Source organism: Pseudomonas sp. GV105, from assembly GCF_003058185.1.
Classification (GTDB): Bacteria; Pseudomonadota; Gammaproteobacteria; order Pseudomonadales; family Pseudomonadaceae; genus Aquipseudomonas; species Aquipseudomonas veronii.
In genome coordinates this window covers 200,152-218,193 of sequence record NZ_QBUF01000003.1, presented here as the reverse complement: position 1 = coordinate 218,193, position 18,042 = coordinate 200,152, and the positions used below count along the sequence as shown (strand labels likewise).

Genomic DNA, 18,042 nt, shown 5'->3' with positions numbered 1-18,042 from the left:
CTTATTTCTCCTGTTTGCGCAGGAGCAGCGCGGACAGCAATAAGAAGGCCGGGCAAAACAGGCTCAGCGCGAGCAGGTCGGTCACCATGTCGGTGAAGCCAAGCCCCTTGGTAAACGCACCGACACTCATGTGCATGTAATAGCTCGTCGGCCAGAGGTACCCCATGAGGCGCGCGCCGCCCTCCAGCGTCGAGACGGGCTGCATCATGCCGGAGAACTGCATGGTCGGCAGCATCGACAGCACCGCTCCGGCGAACACCGCTGCGACCTGGCTTGAGGTGAACGTCGAGATGAACAGCCCGTAGCCGGTGGCCGCCGCCACATAGAACAGCGCGCCCAGGGTCAGCGTGAGGCCGTCGCCCTTGAGCGGAACATCGAAGAGGAACCGCACGGTCACGGTCATGATGAAGAAATTGATCATGCCGACGCCAATGTAGGGCAGTTGTTTGCCGATCAGGAACTCCAGGCGCGTCGTGGGCGTGGCGTAGAAGTTCGTGATCGTGCCGATCTCCTTTTCACGGGCAACGCTGACGGCTGTGAGAATGGCGAGAAACATCATGAGCAACATCGCCGGCACGGCCGGCCCGATTGCATAAATGCTCTCGGCCGTCGGGTTGTAACGGTTGCGGATCACGATGCTGGTCGTCGGTTTCTTGCTCGCTACGTCGCTGGACTGGCGCTTTCTCTCTTCGGCGAAGAGGTTGTGCGCCGACTCGACGTAACCCTCGATGGTGGCGGCACGCGAGGTGTTGGCGCCGTCGATCCAGGCCGATACCTGCCAATCCGAGTCGCGCTTTACCAGGCGCCCGAAGCCAGGTGGGATTTCGATGGCCAGCGTGATGTCGTTCGACTTCAGGCGCCTTTGCATTTCGTCGACACTGTGGATCGGCGTCTTTTCGGTGAAATATCGGGAGCTCGAGTAGTTGGCGAGATAGGCTCTGCTCTCCGGCGTGTCGTCGTGGTCGAACGCCGCATAGGTGAGGTTGGTCACATCGCTGGAGACGCCGAAGCCGAAGATCAACAGCATGATGAAGGAGCCGAGGAAGGCGAAGGCGAGCCGCACCGGATCGCGCATAAGCGACAACGTCTCGCACTTGGTAAAGGCCAGGAGGCGGCGCAGCGGCATGAAGGTCGAGCGGCTGGGCGACAACGCCGCTGCATCGCGCTGGGTCTGCGCCTCGGCATCCGCCACGGAGGGCGCGGGCGCAGCGGGCTCGGCATCCTCGATATAGGCGATGAACGCCTCTTCGAGATTCGCGCTGCCCTTGGCGGTAATGACGTTTTGCGGCGTGTCGCAGACGAGGACGCGACCTGCGTGCATCAATGAGATGCGGTCGCAGCGCATGGCTTCGCTCATGAAATGCGTGGAGACGAAGATCGTGACATTGCGGGTTCGCGAGAGATCGCCGAGCAAACGCCAGAATTCATCGCGTGCCAGCGGATCGACGCCCGAGGTCGGCTCGTCAAGGATCAGCAACTCGGGGTCGTGAACGATCCCCACGGCCAGCGAAAGGCGCTGTCGCACGCCGAGCGGCAGCGAGTTCGCTTCGGTGTCGGCATAGTCGACAAGGCCGACATCGACCATGAGCTGGGCGATACGCGCGTTAGCGTGGTCCGCGGCCAGATGAAAAAGGCGTGCATGAAGACGCAGGTTTTGCCGCACGGTGAGTTCGCCATAGAGCGAGAACGATTGCGACATGAAGCCGACGCGCTGGCGGACCGACAGGTCGTTGGCATCGACAGGTTTGCCGCAGACCTCGGCCTCTCCCTCGCTCGGCGCCAGGAGTCCGGTCAGCATCTTCATGGTGGTGGTCTTGCCGCTGCCGTTCGAACCGAGGAAGCCGAAGATTTCTCCGCGCTCGATGGCGAAGCTGACGTTATCGACCGCGGTGAAACTGCCGAAACGGCGTGTCAGATTCCTCGCGACAATGACCGGCGCCTCGCTGCCTGGTTGGCGCGGCGGAATGACGAAGCGCTGCGCCGTCGATTTGTGCCCCGGCTGCAGGGCGGCAAACACCGCTTCGATGTCTTGTTGGCCAGTCTTCTCGCGCAGCTCATCCGCGGTGCCGCAGGCAAGCACGCGGGCGTGATCCATTGCGATGAGCCAATCGCATTGGCCGGCCTCGTCCATATAGGCGGTGGAGATGACGACACTCATCGTCGGCCGCTCGCGCCGCAGTTCGCTGATCAGGTCCCAGAACTGTCGACGCGACAACGGATCGACGCCGGTCGTCGGCTCATCGAGAATGAGCAGGTCGGGGTCGTGAATGAGCGCGCAGCACAGGCCGAGCTTTTGCTTCATGCCGCCCGACAGCTTTCCGGCCGGCCGCTCGAGAAACGCGAGTAAGCCAATCGCCGCCGCCAGGCGCCGGGTGCGTGCGTCACGTTCCGATGCGGACAGGCCGAAGAGGGTGGCGAAGAAGGCCAGGTTTTCGCGGACGCTGATCTCCTGATAGAGGTTTTTGCCGAGCCCTTGCGGCATATAGGCAATGCGTGTGCAGACGGAGCGGCGGTGCCGGGCATTGCTCATGCTGCCGCCGAGGACCTCGACCGATCCGGTCTGCATCTTCCGCGCACCGGCGATCAGGCCGAGCAGTGTGGACTTGCCGGCGGCGTCAGGGCCGATGATGCCCGTCATCTGGCCGCTCGGCAGTGCGAGCGAGACATTGTCGAGCGCTAGAACCTTGCCGTAGACATGGCTCGCGTTGGAAACCTCGGCAATCAGCGCTGCGCGAGTCTCCATTATCAATCCTCAGCGTCGACAGGATCAGCCTGAATGCGCTTTTGCAGGGTGTCCGGCCAATTGGGTGGGTTCGGATCGAGGCGCACATAACCGATGCCGCGGGTGCCCGTTTTCACTTGGTTGAGGTGGCGCGCGATGAGGCTCGGCGGGATGCGCAGCTTGACCCGGAACATAAGCTTGTCGCGTTCGCTGCGCGTCTCGACCTGCTTGGGCGTGAACTGCGCGTCCGGCGACACGAAACTCACTTTGGCCGGCACGGCGAAGTCGGCACCGTCGAACACAATTCGTGCGGCCGACCCGATCGTTACGCGCATGGCCTGTTCGGAGGGGAGATAAATCTCCATGTAGATTTCGGACAGGTCGATGATCGTCAGCACCTTTCCGCCCGCCGAAACGACTTCCCCGGGGTTGACGAGACGATACAGAACACGCCCCTGCACGGGCGCCACAAGAATGGTGTCGGCGATCTGGGCGTCGGTCTGATTAACCAGGGCTTGTGCGGCCACCACCGAACGCTCGCGCGCGGTCACGGTCCGCTGCGCGGCGTCGAGAACGGCGCGCGCAGAATCGCGTTCGCCCTGCGCCTCATCGCGGTTGTCCTCACTGATCGCCCCGGTGACGATCAGCTTGAGGGCGCGGCGCAGCTTTGCTTCCTTGAGGGTCAGTTCTGCCTGCCGTTGCACGACAGTCGCCTTTGCCTCGAGCATCGAGGCCTCCTCGGAAGCCACGTCGGCGGCATATTTGGCGCGTTGCGCTTGCAACTCCGTGGTATCGAGGCGGGCGAGCACCTGGCCTTCGGCGACGAGGTCGCCTTCCCGGGCCAGCACCTCGCGCACGCGTCCGGCCAGCTTCGCGGCGATGTCGATTTGGTCGGATTCGATGCGGCCGTTCCCGGAGACAATGCCCTCGGGCAACTTGCCTTGCTGGCTTTGCCACCAGTACCAGGCGCCACCGGCGCCGGCTGCCAAGACGATGACAAGGATCAGAACAATCCTTGTGACACGCCGCCAAGACCACTTTGCATCGTTACTCGGGATGGCCGTCATGATCCGATCCTTGAGTGGGGAGGCGTGAAGATCGATTGAGGCGTACACCAGCACCTGTCAGGCCGCGAGACGCAAACGCGAGCGCGTTATTTCATCCGTTGCGGCAGGTGAATTCCGATGCTTGCCCATCCGGGTAAACGTTACCAACCAAGGGCTGTACATAACGTTGATTTTTATCAAGCAATCGAGCCGAAACCGGGCGCGGCCATCGCCCTCAGTCTCAGTCATTAAAATCAGCACAAACGAAAACACCGCCGCGACGGTGAGGTCGTGGCGGTGTTTGACGTGTACTTAAAACTGGTTGCGGGAGCCGGATTTGAACCGACGACCTTCGGGTTATGAGCCCGACGAGCTACCAGACTGCTCCATCCCGCGTCTGTGTGTCGGCATTCTACAGCGCAACGCAGGGGTGTCAACCTATGAATCGAAGAAAAGCGCTTGTGCTTCAATCGGTTAGCTCTCCATCACAGCCAGGTTGAGCCCTCGGGGCCAGTCTGGCCGAGGGTTTCAGCTCTATTGGCAGGTTAAATTCGATTGAGAAAATAAATTCATCTGAGAATTTTCCTACCGCTCAAGCGGAAGATTCAAACTACTGGTGCTATATACAGGGGTGAGTGCGATACTGCCCATCCGTTGGATTGCTCCCCTTCTTATATATGACGCAGCGCAAAATCATCCACGTCGACTGTGATTGCTTCTACGCCGCCATCGAGATGCGCGATGACCCGAGCCTGGCGCAAAAACCGCTGGCCGTCGGCGGCTCGGCGGATCGGCGCGGGGTGATCGCAACCTGCAACTACGAAGCGCGGGCCTATGGGGTGCGTTCGGCGATGTCATCACGCCATGCCTTGAAGCTCTGCCCCGACCTGACCATCGTCAAGCCGCGCATGGATGCCTATAAGGAAGCGTCGAAGGAAATCCACGGCATCTTTCGCGACTATACCGACCTGATCGAGCCGCTTTCCCTGGATGAGGCTTACCTGGATGTCTCCGACAGCCCGCATTTTGGCGGCAGCGCCACGCGTATTGCCCAGGACATCCGCCGCCGGGTCTCCAATCAGTTGCATATCACCGTGTCCGCCGGTGTGGCGCCCAACAAGTTTCTGGCCAAGATCGCCAGTGATTGGAAGAAACCCAACGGCCTGTTTGTGATCACCCCGGACCAGGTCGAAGACTTTGTGTCGATATTGCCGGTGAAAAAGCTGCATGGCGTGGGCAAGGTGACCGCCGACAAGCTGGCGCGCCTGGGGATCGAAGACTGCCTGCAGTTGCGCGAATGGAACAAGTTGGCGTTGGTGCGCGAATTCGGCAGTTTTGGCGAGCGACTGTGGAGCCTGGCGCGTGGGATAGATGAGCGCGAGGTGCAGAACGACAGTCGTCGGCAATCGATCAGTGTGGAAAATACCTACGATGTGGACCTGCCAGATCTTTCAAGTTGCCTGGCGAAACTGCCTGAACTGATGGAAACCCTGGCTGGACGCATCGCGCGCATCGACAGCAGTTACCGCGCGGGGAAGCCGTTCGTGAAGGTGAAGTTTCATGACTTTACCCAGACGACCCTGGAGCAGGCGGGGGCAGGGCGGGACCTGGAGAGTTATCAACAGCTGATGACCCAGGCGTTCAATCGCGGTGGCAAGCCGGTGCGGTTGCTGGGGATTGGGGTGCGGTTGCTCGACCTGAGCAGTGGCAATGAACAACTCGAACTCTCCTGGTAGAACCCGGAAACCAAATGTGGGAGGGGGCAAGCCCCCTCCCACATTTAGATCTACAGCGTTTTCGAGGGCTCAGCGTGCGCCAGGATCCGCGACGAGTCGCCCCGCGTCCTTGGTCAGCGCTTGCAGGAATTCCTGCTGCAACTCCGGATCATTGTGGGTCAGTTCGATCAGGCTCTGCTCCAGTTCGCTGGCTTCTTCCTCCAGGCCCAGCTCCGACAGGCGCTTGACCCGGTGGACCCACTGGCTGACTTCGTCGTCTTCCAGGTCGTCGTAGATCAGGCCGTGGGCTTCGAGCAACTTGCCGCGCAGTGTGTGGCTCACCGCCAGGGTCGAGTCCGAATGTACGTCGTCCTGGCCATCTTCCACGCTGATCTTCAAGGTGCTGATGCGGTTCAGATCCTGCTCGGCAAACGGGCTGTCCAACAGGTTCAGGCGCAGTACGCCGTTGCGGTCGGTGGTCATTTCATACACTTGCCTGCCGGCGGTGACCTGCACCGGGCGTTCGCTCCAGGGCAGGCTCGAATACTCCACGCGCTTGTCGCGCTGGACTTCATCGATACCCGCCAGGTTCTGTTGCGCACGCCCGTGGGATTGCACGTTCATGAACGGGTTGATGCCGTCGATGCCGTAGCTCAGCCAATCGTGGGTGATGCTGGTCGGCAGGTTGCCGAGGGCGAAGATATTCGCCACGTTGGCGCCCGCGCCGGCCACCAAAGCGACCGCGCCCAGCGGCATCTCATAGAGTTTGCGCCAGGGTTGATAGGGGGTGTAGCGGTCGTAACGACGGGTGACTTCGAATTCGGTGACCTCGAAGGTCTTCTGCTCGTGAATGCGAACCCGGCGTTGCGGCAGCTCCAGCACTTTGGGTTCGCCTACATCGATCTGCAGGCTGTGGTCGAGTAACTTACGCTCGACCCGCTCCTCGTGCTCACTGCGTTGCGACATCTGGTTGGCGCAGCCGCTGACCAGCAGGGCGCCGCACAAGGCGGCGCCCCCCAGGGCTCTGGTGTTTCGCTTGAACATGACTTCTCTTGATCTGGTTTTCAGCGACGAATACGCGCCTGAAGGAAAGACAGCACGTCAGCCACCGGCAACGGTTGGGCTTCGGCTTCGGTCCGGCTCTTGTATTCCAGATTGCCATCGGCCAGGCCACGGTCACTGACCACGATCCGGTGCGGGATGCCAATCAGCTCCATGTCGGCGAACTTGATGCCCGGGCTGGTTTTCTTGTCGCGGTCGTCCAGCAACACTTCGAAACCGGCGGCCGTCAGTTCGGCATACAGTTTGTCGGTGGCTTCACGGACTTGCTCGGTTTCATAGCGCAGCGGCACCAGGGCCACCTGGAACGGCGCCAGGGCGTCACTCCAGATAATGCCTTTCTCGTCGTTGTTCTGCTCGATGGCAGCGGCAACCACGCGCGATACGCCAATGCCGTAGCAACCCATTTCGAGGGTGATCGGCTTGCCGTTTTCGCCCAGCACTTCGCACTTCATCGCCTTGCTGTACTTGTTGCCCAGCTGGAAGATGTGCCCGACTTCAATGCCACGCTTGATTTCCAGGGTGCCCTTGCCATCCGGGCTCGGGTCGCCGGCGACCACGTTACGCAGGTCGGCCACGGTCGGTACCGGCAAGTCGCGTTCCCAGTTCACGCCGAAGTAGTGCTTGTCGTCGATGTTCGCGCCGATACCGAAGTCGCTCATCAGCTCGACCGAGCGGTCGATGATGATCGGCAGCGGCAGGTTCAGCGGGCCCAGGGAGCCGGCACCGGCGCCAATGGCGTCGCGCAGTTCGGCATCGGAGGCCATGACCAGCGGGCTGGCCACGCCCGGTTGCTGGGCGGCCTTGATTTCGTTGAGCTCGTGGTCGCCACGGATCACCAGGGCGATCAGCTTGCCGGCTTCCTCGGCGTGAACGATCAGGGTCTTGATGGTCTTTTCAATCGGCAGATTGAATTTTTCCACCAGGGCCGCGATGGTCTTGGTGTCCGGGGTGTCCACCAGGCGCAGTTCTTCAGCCGGGGCTGGACGGGCGGTTTCCCGTGGCACGGCTTCGGCTTTCTCGATGTTCGCCGCGTAGTCGGAACCGTTGCTGAACACGATATCGTCTTCGCCGGACTCGGCCAGTACGTGGAACTCGTGGGAGCCGGCGCCGCCGATGGAGCCGTTGTCCGCTTCAACCGGGCGGAATTTCAGGCCCAGGCGCGTGAACACGTTGCAGTAGGCGGTGTGCATGCGGTCATAGGTGACCTGCAAGGACGCCTGGTCGGCGTGGAACGAATACGCGTCCTTCATGATGAACTCGCGGCCGCGCATCAGGCCGAAGCGTGGGCGGATCTCATCACGGAACTTGGTCTGGATCTGATACAGGTTGAGGGGCAGCTGTTTATAGCTGCTCAACTCGTTGCGCATCAGGTCGGTGATCACTTCTTCATGGGTCGGGCCAGCGCAGAAGTCGCGGCCATGACGGTCCTTGAAGCGCAGCAATTCAGGGCCGTACTCTTCCCAGCGTCCGGATTCCTGCCACAGCTCGGCCGGTTGGGTGCTCGGCATCAACACTTCCAGAGAACCGGCAGCGTTCATTTCTTCGCGAACGATGGCTTCGACCTTGCGCATCACCTTCAGGCCCATGGGCAGCCAGGTGTACAGGCCAGAAGCCAGCTTGCGGATCATACCGGCGCGCAGCATCAGCTGATGGCTGATCACAACCGCGTCGGAAGGCGTTTCTTTCAGTGTGGCGAGCAAATATTGACTGGTACGCATGGTAGGCCGTTGTCGGTTGCTTGGACTTGAAGTGACTTGGGATTGTACGGGCGCAAACTGCCGCCGTACAGGCATCAGGACGCAGAGCTGTTTGTAGGAGCGAGCTTGCTCGCGAAGATCGTCAACGATGACGCGGGAAACCGGGATAAACGCGGTGTCTGTGACTTCTTCGCGAGCAAGCTCGCTACAGCTACAAGGGGAGGCTCTGTCAGTCTTCTGCCGGTGGATTCAAGCGAATCCGTCGGCTTTCCTGGAACCAATGCAGCGCAATCAGCAGCAAGGTCGGCACACCCAGCATGCAGGTGATCAGGAAGAAGTTGTGATAACCGAACTTCTCCACCATCACCCCCGAATACCCGCCGATCAGGCGCGGCAGCAACAGCATGATCGAACTCAGCAGCGCGTATTGGGTGGCGGAGAACTTGAGGTTGGTCAGGCTCGACAGGTAGGCGACAAACGCCGAGGTGGCAAGGCCTGAGCTGAAGTTGTCCAGGGAGATGGTGAAGATCAGCATCTGCAGGTCCGGGCCCATGTCGGCGAGCATCACGAACAGCAGGTTGGTGCCGGCCGAGGCGATGCCGCCGATGAGCAGGATCGGAAGGATGCCGAAGCGCACAATCAACAGGCCTCCCATGCCGGCGCCGACCAGGGTCATGATCAGGCCGAAGATCTTGCTGACCCCGGCAATCTGGTCCTTGGTAAAGCCCTGGTCGATATAGAACACGTTGGCCATCACGCCCATCACGGTATCGGACATGCGATAGGTGGCGATCAGCCCAAGCAGCAGCAGCGCCTGCCAGCGATAGCGCAGGATGAAGTCGTTGACCGGCGTCAGCACCGGCGCCAGGCCTCGGCGGCCCATGGCCGACAGGCACAATGTTGTCAGGGTGATGTAGAGGATGGCGCGCAGGAAGGCGCGGTCTTCCATTAACAGTTCCCACAGGCTGACACCGTGGAACAGCACGCTGGCGAAATCGGTGTTGTACAACTGGGTGAACGTCGCCGGCACCGACACCAACAGCACGATCAGCACAAACACCGACACCAGCTGATGCACGAAACTGTAGCGTCCGGCCTGCAACTGGGTGCGCAGTGGCACATTGGGCTCGCGCATGAACAGGGTGGTCAGCAGCGCCGGAATCATCAGCACGCCGAACAGCACATAGGTGCCGGTCCACGCCGAGTGTTTATAGTTGAAACCGGTAGAGCCGAAACCTTCGGCAAAAAACAGCGCGCCGGCCGTGGCGAGCAGGGCGGCGATGCGGTAACCGGACATATAGCTGGCGGCCAGGGCAGCCTGGCGGCTGTCATCGGCGATTTCCAGGCGATAGGCATCGACTGCAATATCCTGGGTAGCCGAAGCGAAGGCGACGATCACCGCAATAGCGATCAGCCAGGACAAGTGTTTCTGCGGGTCGCAGAAGCCCATGCCGATCAATCCGAGGATCACCAGCGATTGGGCCAGTACCAGCCAGGAGCGACGACGTCCGAGTTTGCCCAGCAGCGGCAGGCGCCATTGGTCGAGCAATGGCGACCACACCCATTTGAAGGCATACGCCAAACCGATCAGGCTCGCATAGCCGATGGTCTCGCGGGCCACACCGGCCTCACGCAACCATACCGAAAGCGTCGAGAACACCAACATGTAAGGCAAGCCGGCGGCAAAGCCAAGCAACAACAGCACTAACGTCGAGGGGCTGGCATAGGCGGCGAGCGCGGCGCGCCAGGTTTTACGGGGCATGGGCTGGAGTCTGCCTCAGATTCACGGAAACAAAGCGCGCACTCTAACCGCTGTGCTCTACCGGGCGCCAGCCATGACGCTGAATATCCACGCGATTGTTCAGGATAGCGACACCTTCGTTGCGTAAACGCGCACGTTGTTCGTCGCCTGAGGCGCTGCCCGCCGGCAGGCTTATCCGACCGCCGGCAGCCAGCACGCGGTGCCAGGGCAAGCGGGTATCGTCGGGCAGTTGGCTCAGGGTGCGCCCGACCCAACGCGCCGCGCGCCCCAGCCCGGCGAGGTGGGCCAGTTCGCCGTAACTCACCACGCAACCTTCGGGGATTTGCGCCAGCGTCAGGTACAGCGCGGTGCGGCGCATCTCGGCAGGGCTTTGCGGGGCTTCGGCGGGTTGCTTCACGGTGGATATATCCGTTCAGATCGTCGGTTTCTTGTAAGAAACGTCTGTAAATATGCAGATGAGAACTGAACTCAACACAATTCATTGAGTCAGTCCTAGCTATCTAACACGATAACGCCCCTATTTCGCCAATCCTGAGCCCCTTATCCGCTTATGTTGTCCAGAACCCTGCTGTGCCTTGCTGTTTTCAGCGCTTCCACCCCCTTGCTCGCCGACACCGTCTGGTTAAAGAACGGTGACCGCCTGTCCGGCAAGATCAAGCTTTTCGACGGTGGCAAGCTGCTGATCCAGACCGACTATGCGGGGGCTATCCCGGTGGATTGGAAACAGGTGAAAACCCTGGAGAGCGATCAGGAGTTGTTGGTCAAGCAGGATGCCTACACCGGTGAGAAAGCCAAATCCTTGCAGGCTGCGGCTGATGGCAAAGTGGTGCTGGCCAATGGCGAGGCGCCCAAGACCGTGGAACTGGCCAGCATCCAGCAGATCATCAAGCCCAAGCCGGTGATCGAAGACCTGGTGTGGAAAGGCAATGTCGACATGGCGCTGGACTACAGGCGCGCCGAGAAAGACACCAACGACTACGACATCGACTTCAAAACCTCCGCCCGCCACGGCCAATGGCGCCACACCGGGCAGGGCGAGTACAACCGCGAGTTCCAGGACGACGTCACCACCACCGACAACTGGTCCCTGGAATACGACCTCGACCGCTTCATCACCGAGCACTGGTTCTGGCAGGGCCGCTTGACCTACAAGCGCGACAGGGTCGAAGACCTGTCCCGCCAACGCACTGTCGGCACCGGCCCGGGCTACCAATTCTGGGACGATGAGCTCGGCGCGTTCTCCCTGGGTTCGTTGGTCAACCGCACCGATTACGAATATTCCGATGGCGGCAAGGACAACTTCTATTCCCTGGCCATGAAGTGGGACTACAACCGCTACCTGATCGGCAAGACAGTTGAATTCTTCACCTCCGGCGAGTTGGGCAAGCCTATCGGCGGGCCGGCCGAGTATGCCCTCGATGCGGAAATGGGCCTGCGCTACAAGGTCACCGAGTGGGCGTCGCTCAATCTCAAGGCCGAGCGTGACGTGATCAGCGGCGACTCGGAAAGCAGCTTGAGCAAGACCCGCTACACCGCAGGGTTTGGCGTGGCCTGGTAATCCGCTTCGTGCCCGCTGGCAACCTGCGCGGATATTGATTACCTTGGCTTGAGATCCATTCCCATACGCTATGGGCGACTGAATTCCCGAGGAGTCATACGTTGAGCGCGCACGTTGCCAAGAACGCCCGAGAGCTGTTGCTCAAGGAATACCGTGGGGCCCTCTCCACATTGTCCAAAGCCATGCCCGGCTTTCCCTTCGGTTCGGTCGTGCCGTATTGCCTGGACGAGCAAGGCCGGCCGTTGATCCTGATCAGCCGGATCGCCCAGCACACCCATAACCTGCAGAAAGACCCCAAGTGTTCGCTGCTGGTCGGCGAGCGTGAAGCGGATGACGTGCAGGCAGTGGGGCGCCTGACCTACCTGGCCGAAGCCGAGCAATTGCAGGACGCCGCCGCGATTGAAGCGGCCGCCGAACGCTATTACCGCTACTTCCCCGAATCGGCCAATTATCACCAGGCCCACGACTTCGACTTTTGGGTACTCAAGCCGGTACGTCACCGCTATATCGGCGGCTTTGGCGCGATTCACTGGCTTGACCGGTTGACCCTGGCCAACCCGTTCGCCGGCCCGGCCGAGCGCAGCATGGTCGAGCACATGAACGCCGACCACTCCAAGGCCATCGCCCATTACGTCGGGTTGGCCGGTTTGCCCACCCACGAGCCGGCGCAACTGGCCGGGATCGACAGCGAAGGCATGCACCTGCGCATAGGGCATGCGCTGCACTGGTTGCCGTTCGCCGAGTCTTGCAACACGCCGACACAAGTGCGCGAGGCCCTGGTTTCCTTGGCTCATGCTGAGGTCTGGCCGAAAAAAAGCGCCGCTGAAGCTTGAATTCACGAAATGGCGACGTCATCTAAGGTGGACTGGCAAGGCAATCTTGCGTTGAGGAAACCATTTGATGCGCCCTTTTTTATTGCTCTTTCTGCTGTTCCCGGTGTTGGAGCTGTTCGTATTCGTAAAAGTCAGTGGTGCGATCGGGTTTTTCCCGGCACTGCTGCTGATCATTCTCGGCTCGATGCTCGGCGTTCTGGTGCTGCGCGTCGCCGGTCTGGCCACGGCGCTGCGTGCCCGTGAAAGCCTGAATCGCGGCGAATTGCCGGCACAAACCATGCTCGAAGGGCTGATGATGGCCCTGGCCGGTGGCCTGTTGATCCTGCCAGGCTTCATCAGCGATGTGCTCGGCCTGGTCATGTTGCTGCCGTTCACCCGCAAGCTGCTGGCGGGCAAGATGCGCCAGCGCGCCGAAGAGGCTGCGATTCGCCAACGGGCGTTCGCCGACGACCTGCAACCCCGTGGCGGCCCGGCTCCGCGCCAGCCGTTGGGGCGAGAAGGTGATGTGATCGAAGGTGAGTTCGAGCATCGCGACAGCAAATAACCGCTTCACTGGCGCGGCCCCTTCGGGGGCTGTGTTGTTTTTAAGGGTCGGCAGACGCAAAAAAATTCATCGCCGGCCCCTTGTAATAAGCTGATGCGCCCTTATGTAACGGTCACCGCAAGGTTTCTGGTGGCGACACCAGACAGACTTCCGCGTTTCGCCCAGCGAACCGCGACCGGCCCCGCCGGATTTAACCTGCCGGTACTGACACCGGCCGATGAAAAACACAATTAGGAGAGATCGACAATGAGCAAGCTTCGTCCTCTGCACGACCGCGTCGTTATCCGTCGCAGCGAAGAAGAAAAGAAAACCGCTGGCGGTATCGTTCTGCCAGGTTCGGCTGCTGAAAAAGCCAACCACGGTGTGATCGTCGCTGCAGGCCCAGGCAAGACTCTGGAAAACGGTGAAGTACGTGCGCTGGCCGTTAAAGTCGGTGACAAGGTTGTATTCGGTCCTTACTCCGGCAGCAACACTGTGAAAGTCGACGGCGAAGACCTGCTGGTCATGGCTGAGAACGAGATTCTCGCCGTTCTGGAAGGCTGATTTCCCCGCTCATTTTCCCGTTACTACAAAGTATTTAAGGAATATCGATAATGGCTGCTAAAGAAGTTAAATTCGGCGATTCCGCCCGCAAGAAAATGCTCACCGGTGTCAACGTCCTGGCTGACGCAGTAAAAGCGACCCTGGGCCCTAAAGGCCGTAACGTGATCATCGAGAAGAGCTTCGGCGCTCCGACCATCACCAAGGACGGCGTTTCCGTCGCCAAAGAAATCGAACTGGAAGACCGTTTCGAGAACATGGGCGCGCAGCTGGTCAAAGACGTTGCCTCCCGTGCCAACGATGACGCAGGCGACGGCACCACCACCGCTACCGTTCTGGCTCAGTCGATCGTCAACGAAGGCCTGAAAGCCGTCGCTGCCGGCATGAACCCGATGGACCTCAAGCGCGGCATCGACAAGGCGACCATCGCCATCGTCAAAGAGCTGAAAAACCTGTCCAAGCCATGCGCTGACACCAAGGCTATCGCTCAGGTGGGTACCATCTCCGCCAACTCCGACAACTCCATCGGCGACATCATTGCCGAAGCCATGGAAAAAGTCGGTAAAGAAGGCGTGATCACCGTTGAAGAAGGCACTGGCCTGGAAAACGAACTGTCGGTTGTAGAAGGCATGCAGTTCGACCGTGGCTACCTGTCCCCGTACTTCGTCAACAAGCCAGAAACCATGGTTGCTGAGCTGGAAAGCCCGCTGATCCTGCTGGTCGACAAAAAAATCTCCAACATCCGCGAAATGCTGCCGGTGCTGGAAGCCGTTGCCAAGGCCGGCCGCCCACTGCTGATCGTTTCCGAAGACGTTGAAGGCGAAGCCCTGGCGACTCTGGTTGTGAACAACATGCGTGGCATCGTCAAGGTTGCAGCCGTCAAGGCTCCAGGCTTCGGCGACCGTCGCAAGGCCATGCTGCAGGACATCGCTGTTCTGACCGGCGGTACCGTTATCTCCGAAGAGATCGGCCTGAGCCTGGAAAGCGCCACCCTGGAAAACCTGGGCAGCGCCAAGCGCGTGACCATCTCCAAGGAAAACACCATCATCGTCGACGGTGCTGGCGTAGACGCCGACATCCAGGCGCGCATCACTCAGATCCGTGCCCAGGTTGCCGAAACTTCCTCGGACTACGACCGTGAAAAACTGCAAGAGCGTCTGGCCAAGCTGTCCGGCGGCGTTGCAGTGATCAAGGTTGGCGCTGGCTCCGAAGTTGAAATGAAAGAGAAGAAAGCCCGCGTTGAAGACGCCCTGCACGCAACCCGCGCAGCCGTTGAAGAAGGCGTGGTACCTGGCGGTGGTGTTGCGCTGATCCGCGCCCTGGAAGCCATCCTGGACCTGAAAGGCGACAACGCCGATCAGGACGTGGGTATCGCTGTACTGCGTCGCGCCGTTGAAGCACCGCTGCGTCAGATCGCTGCCAACAGCGGCGACGAGCCAAGCGTTGTGGTTAACGCTGTGAAGAACGGTAAAGGTAACTTCGGTTACAACGCGGCAACCAGCGAATACGGCGACATGATCGAAATGGGCATCCTGGACCCTACCAAGGTGACTCGTTCGGCGCTGCAAGCAGCTTCCTCCATCGGCGGTCTGATCCTGACCACCGAAGCAGCTGTTGCTGAAGCACCGAAGAAAGAAGGCTCGGCTGGCGGCGGTATGCCAGACATGGGCGGCATGGGTGGCATGGGCGGCATGATGTAAGCCAGCCTTACCCGGCTACTGAAAAACCCCGCCTGCAGCGATGCAGGCGGGGTTTTTTTATGCGGGTGCGTAATAAGGGAGGGAGGTAACTGAAGTGGTTGGCCGGTCTACGTATTCAATGCACGCACTTCTGACACCCTGACCTTCGATGGCCGATAGAGCATCAGGCAGTACAGCCCCAGGCAGATCAGCCAACAGAAAATCGCCGTCCACACGTTGTGGGAAAAGAAGTGCGCGCCCTGTGCCATGCGGCTCACGGAAAACACGCTGCCCAGCGCCACGGCAAAGATGAACGCCTTGCGTGCCATCCGCGGCCGGCGATCCCGTAGCGCAAAGAACCAGGCGAACAGCGCGAACCCGGTTGCCGCATGCCCGCCGGGCCAGCAGCGCCCAGGTTTATCGGTGGGCGGGCGAGGGCTCAGCAGTTCGCTGTAGGTTTCCTGGCCACCGAACTCCTTGAGGCTCCACGGGCATTGCACGGCGGTGACGGTTTTCAATGGCGAGACGAACGCCGTGGCCAGCCCCAGGGACAACACCAGGCAGCCCAGTTCGCGGCGGTACGGCTTGAGGCGCTGGAGGATAAAGGTACCGGCAAACCCCAGAATGGCCAGCACCGAGAACAGGATGACCAACTGTTTGGCGCGGTCATGCAGGATGTCTTCGAGGAAGAAGCTGTAACGCCCGATGAAGCCGCCATCCGCAGCGCTGTAGAACTGCTTGGCGAGGTCCATGTCCAGCGATGTCAGCTGCAGCAATAGCATCAGCAGCGCAGCACCGGCGGGGATGCCCAGGCACAGCCAGAAATTGAGAGGTTTGGAAACCGGAACAACAGGAGGGGATTGCATGGTAAACCCTGATAAAAAAGTCCCGTACTTGGCTGTACGGGACGTTTTGGTTAGCGCGTGCTTAATGCTGGGGCCTCTTCCTTGGGCGCTTTCCAGCTCAGCAGTTGTTGTTTGAAACCATAACTGGCGGCCTGGTAATAGGTGATCGCCCGCAGGATCAGCGGGTCATCGCTGCCGACCCGCAACTCCTGGCTTTCACCCAGCGCCTCGTCGTGGCGACGCAGGCCCTGGCGTGGGCTGAGAATCGCCAGGTCTTTGCCGTCGAACAGCCCCAGGTGCTGGTAGTTGCCGACCACGACCCGAGGGGGCAATGGGTTGTCCTGCAACAGGTCGCGGCCAAAGAAGGTCGATTCATAGCTCAGGTTGATCAGGCCCAGCAGGGTCGGCGCCAGGTCTATCTGGCTGGCCAGTTGCGCCGATTCCCGTGCGTCGATCAGCTTCGGCGCATAGATGAACAGTGGAATCTGATAGTTGGTGATGGGCAGGTCTTCCTTGCCTGCACTGCCGGCGGTGTGGTCGGCGACGAAGACGAAGATCGTGTTATCGAACCATGGCTTCTGACGCGCCGCTTCCAGGAACTGGCCGATGGCATGGTCGGTATACTTCACCGCGCCGTCGCGGCCATTGCCGGATTTGATATCGATGCGCCCGTCCGGGTAGGTGTAGGGGCGATGGTTGGAGGTGGTCATCAGTTGCAGCAAGAACGGCTGCTGCTTGGCGTAGTCGGCATCGGCCAGCTTCAGGGTCTGTTTGTACAGATCCTCGTCCGCCATGCCCCACGCATTCTTGAACGAAATTTCCGACTCGGGCACGCTGCTCTGGTCTACGACGCGATAACCGTTGCCGCTGAAAAACGCGTTCATGTTGTCGAAATAACCGCGCCCGCCATACACAAACACGCTGTCGTAACCGATGGCCGTGAGTTGTTGCCCCAGGCTGGCGAAGCCGCTCTCCCGACCAATGCGCTTGACGATGGAGCGTCCCGGCGTCGGTGGGATGGCCAGGGTGATCGCCTCCAGGCCACGGTCGGTGCGGGTGCCGGTGGCGTAGAAGTTGTTGAAGTACAGGCTTTGTTGACGCAAGGCGTCGAGATTCGGCGTGAGGTTGCGCCCGTCGCCATTGCTGCCCATGTATTTGGCGCTGAAACTTTCGATGGTCACCAGCACGATGTTGGGTTTGCGCAGCGTGCCCGGGTGGGTGATGGCACGGCGGATATCCAGTGGGTCCTGGCCGATGAAGCGCGCATTGGGCTCGCTGAGTTCGGCGCGCAACTGCTTGGCTACGATTTCGGTTGGCAGGCTCTTGTAGAACTGTGAGTAATCCAGCTCGTTGTTACGGAACGCGGCGAAAAACTGATACGGGCCATTGCTCGCCAGTTCGTTCTTGTAGGCATTGCCACCTTGGGCGCGTGGGCTGTCCTGGCTGATCAGTTGCAGGCTCAGGCCCGCGACGACCAATAGCGCCAAGGCATTCAACAGACGGCCGCGCATGGGCGGCAGCGGGGCGTTCATTGCCGCATTGAATGGCTTGCGCAGGGCCAGGCTCAGCACGACAGCCAGCATCGCCAGCAAACTGAGCAACTTGCCGATGGGGTAGGATTCCAGCAGGTTGTTCAGTACTTCGTCGGAGTACACCAGGTAGTCGACGGCGATAAAGTTGAAGCGCACGCCGAACTCATCCCAGAACAACCATTCGGCCACCGAGGTGAACAGCATCGCGAACAGGCTGACGGTGAGCACCGCCTGCAGGAACCAGCGATGGCCGCGGCGACGCCACAGCGCGGGCGGGCACAGCAACAGGTACAGCCCCAGAGGAAGGGCGGCATAGGCTAGAAAGGCCAGGTCATAGAGCAGGCCCACACCAAACACCGGCAACAGATTGCCGCCGACTTCACTCAGGTGAGTAATGAGCAATACGCTACGTGTGAGCAGGAAAATAACCAGCCAGGCACCGGTTACCAATAGCAAATAGCGCATAGGCGCTGTTTTGAAAAAACCCATGTACAGCTTCCTTATATC

General features: G+C 60.4%; 14 protein-coding genes and 1 tRNA gene. 6 read left to right on the top strand and 9 right to left on the bottom strand.

What is annotated here, in order from left to right; translation table 11 throughout:
• Nucleotide 1 precedes the first annotated feature (1 nt).
• From rbbA to C8K66_RS07200, 3 genes are all read right to left on the bottom strand, one after another.
• Entirely contained in the window at nt 2-2,743 is a 2,742-nt protein-coding gene (rbbA, locus tag C8K66_RS07210) for a ribosome-associated ATPase/putative transporter RbbA (protein WP_079444617.1), read from the bottom strand.
• Nucleotides 2,744-2,745: 2 nt separating this feature from the next.
• Nucleotides 2,746-3,789 carry an HlyD family secretion protein gene (locus C8K66_RS07205; RefSeq protein WP_057004563.1) on the bottom strand — a complete coding sequence of 348 codons (1,044 nt, stop codon included), beginning with the start codon at nt 3,787-3,789 and terminating at the stop codon, nt 2,746-2,748.
• A gap of 298 nt (nt 3,790-4,087) precedes the next feature.
• Nucleotides 4,088-4,164 (bottom strand) — tRNA-Met (locus C8K66_RS07200).
• Nucleotides 4,165-4,445: 281 nt separating this feature from the next.
• Between C8K66_RS07200 and dinB the strand changes: the two genes are divergently transcribed.
• Nucleotides 4,446-5,504 (top strand): DNA polymerase IV, encoded by a 1,059-nt coding sequence (gene dinB / locus C8K66_RS07195; protein WP_046382209.1) that lies wholly within the window; start codon nt 4,446-4,448, stop codon nt 5,502-5,504.
• A 69-nt stretch (nt 5,505-5,573) separates the two neighbouring features.
• On the opposite strand, the gene C8K66_RS07190 is transcribed toward dinB, so the two are convergent.
• The 4 genes from C8K66_RS07190 to C8K66_RS07170 all read right to left on the bottom strand — a co-directional run bounded on the left by C8K66_RS07190 (nt 5,574) and on the right by C8K66_RS07170 (nt 10,362).
• Complete coding sequence (locus tag C8K66_RS07190) at nt 5,574-6,527, bottom strand: hypothetical protein (RefSeq protein WP_108524500.1); 954 nt, start codon at nt 6,525-6,527, stop codon at nt 5,574-5,576.
• A 20-nt stretch (nt 6,528-6,547) separates the two neighbouring features.
• Nucleotides 6,548-8,263 (bottom strand): proline--tRNA ligase, encoded by a 1,716-nt coding sequence (locus tag C8K66_RS07185; protein WP_017846118.1) that lies wholly within the window; start codon nt 8,261-8,263, stop codon nt 6,548-6,550.
• A 208-nt stretch (nt 8,264-8,471) separates the two neighbouring features.
• Entirely contained in the window at nt 8,472-10,004 is a 1,533-nt protein-coding gene (locus tag C8K66_RS07175; protein WP_108524498.1) for an AmpG family muropeptide MFS transporter, read from the bottom strand.
• A 43-nt stretch (nt 10,005-10,047) separates the two neighbouring features.
• On the bottom strand, nt 10,048-10,362 hold the full coding sequence (locus C8K66_RS07170; protein ID WP_186355047.1) for an MGMT family protein: 315 nt from the start codon (nt 10,360-10,362) through the stop codon (nt 10,048-10,050).
• A gap of 192 nt (nt 10,363-10,554) precedes the next feature.
• On the opposite strand from C8K66_RS07170, the gene C8K66_RS07165 reads away from it, so the two are divergent.
• The 5 genes from C8K66_RS07165 to groL all read left to right on the top strand — a co-directional run bounded on the left by C8K66_RS07165 (nt 10,555) and on the right by groL (nt 15,179).
• Nucleotides 10,555-11,562, top strand: a complete 1,008-nt coding sequence (locus tag C8K66_RS07165) for a DUF481 domain-containing protein (protein ID WP_057004560.1) — start codon at nt 10,555-10,557, stop codon at nt 11,560-11,562.
• 101 nt (nt 11,563-11,663) lie between these two features.
• Nucleotides 11,664-12,395 carry a HugZ family protein gene (locus C8K66_RS07160; protein ID WP_108524497.1) on the top strand — a complete coding sequence of 244 codons (732 nt, stop codon included), beginning with the start codon at nt 11,664-11,666 and terminating at the stop codon, nt 12,393-12,395.
• 67 nt (nt 12,396-12,462) lie between these two features.
• A complete protein-coding gene (locus tag C8K66_RS07155) occupies nt 12,463-12,939 on the top strand; it encodes an FxsA family protein (protein WP_017846113.1) in 477 nt (158 codons plus the stop codon).
• A 246-nt stretch (nt 12,940-13,185) separates the two neighbouring features.
• Nucleotides 13,186-13,482, top strand: a complete 297-nt coding sequence (gene groES / locus C8K66_RS07150; RefSeq protein ID WP_017846112.1) for a co-chaperone GroES — start codon at nt 13,186-13,188, stop codon at nt 13,480-13,482.
• Nucleotides 13,483-13,532: 50 nt separating this feature from the next.
• Nucleotides 13,533-15,179, top strand: a complete 1,647-nt coding sequence (gene groL, locus C8K66_RS07145; RefSeq protein WP_057004558.1) for a chaperonin GroEL — start codon at nt 13,533-13,535, stop codon at nt 15,177-15,179.
• A 107-nt stretch (nt 15,180-15,286) separates the two neighbouring features.
• On the opposite strand, the gene C8K66_RS07140 is transcribed toward groL, so the two are convergent.
• Nucleotides 15,287-16,024, bottom strand: coding sequence for a phosphatase PAP2 family protein (locus C8K66_RS07140; RefSeq protein ID WP_057004557.1), 738 nt, complete (start codon nt 16,022-16,024; stop codon nt 15,287-15,289).
• Between the two features lie 50 nt (nt 16,025-16,074).
• Entirely contained in the window at nt 16,075-18,024 is a 1,950-nt protein-coding gene (locus C8K66_RS07135) for an LTA synthase family protein (RefSeq protein ID WP_057004556.1), read from the bottom strand.
• Nucleotides 18,025-18,042 lie beyond the last annotated feature (18 nt).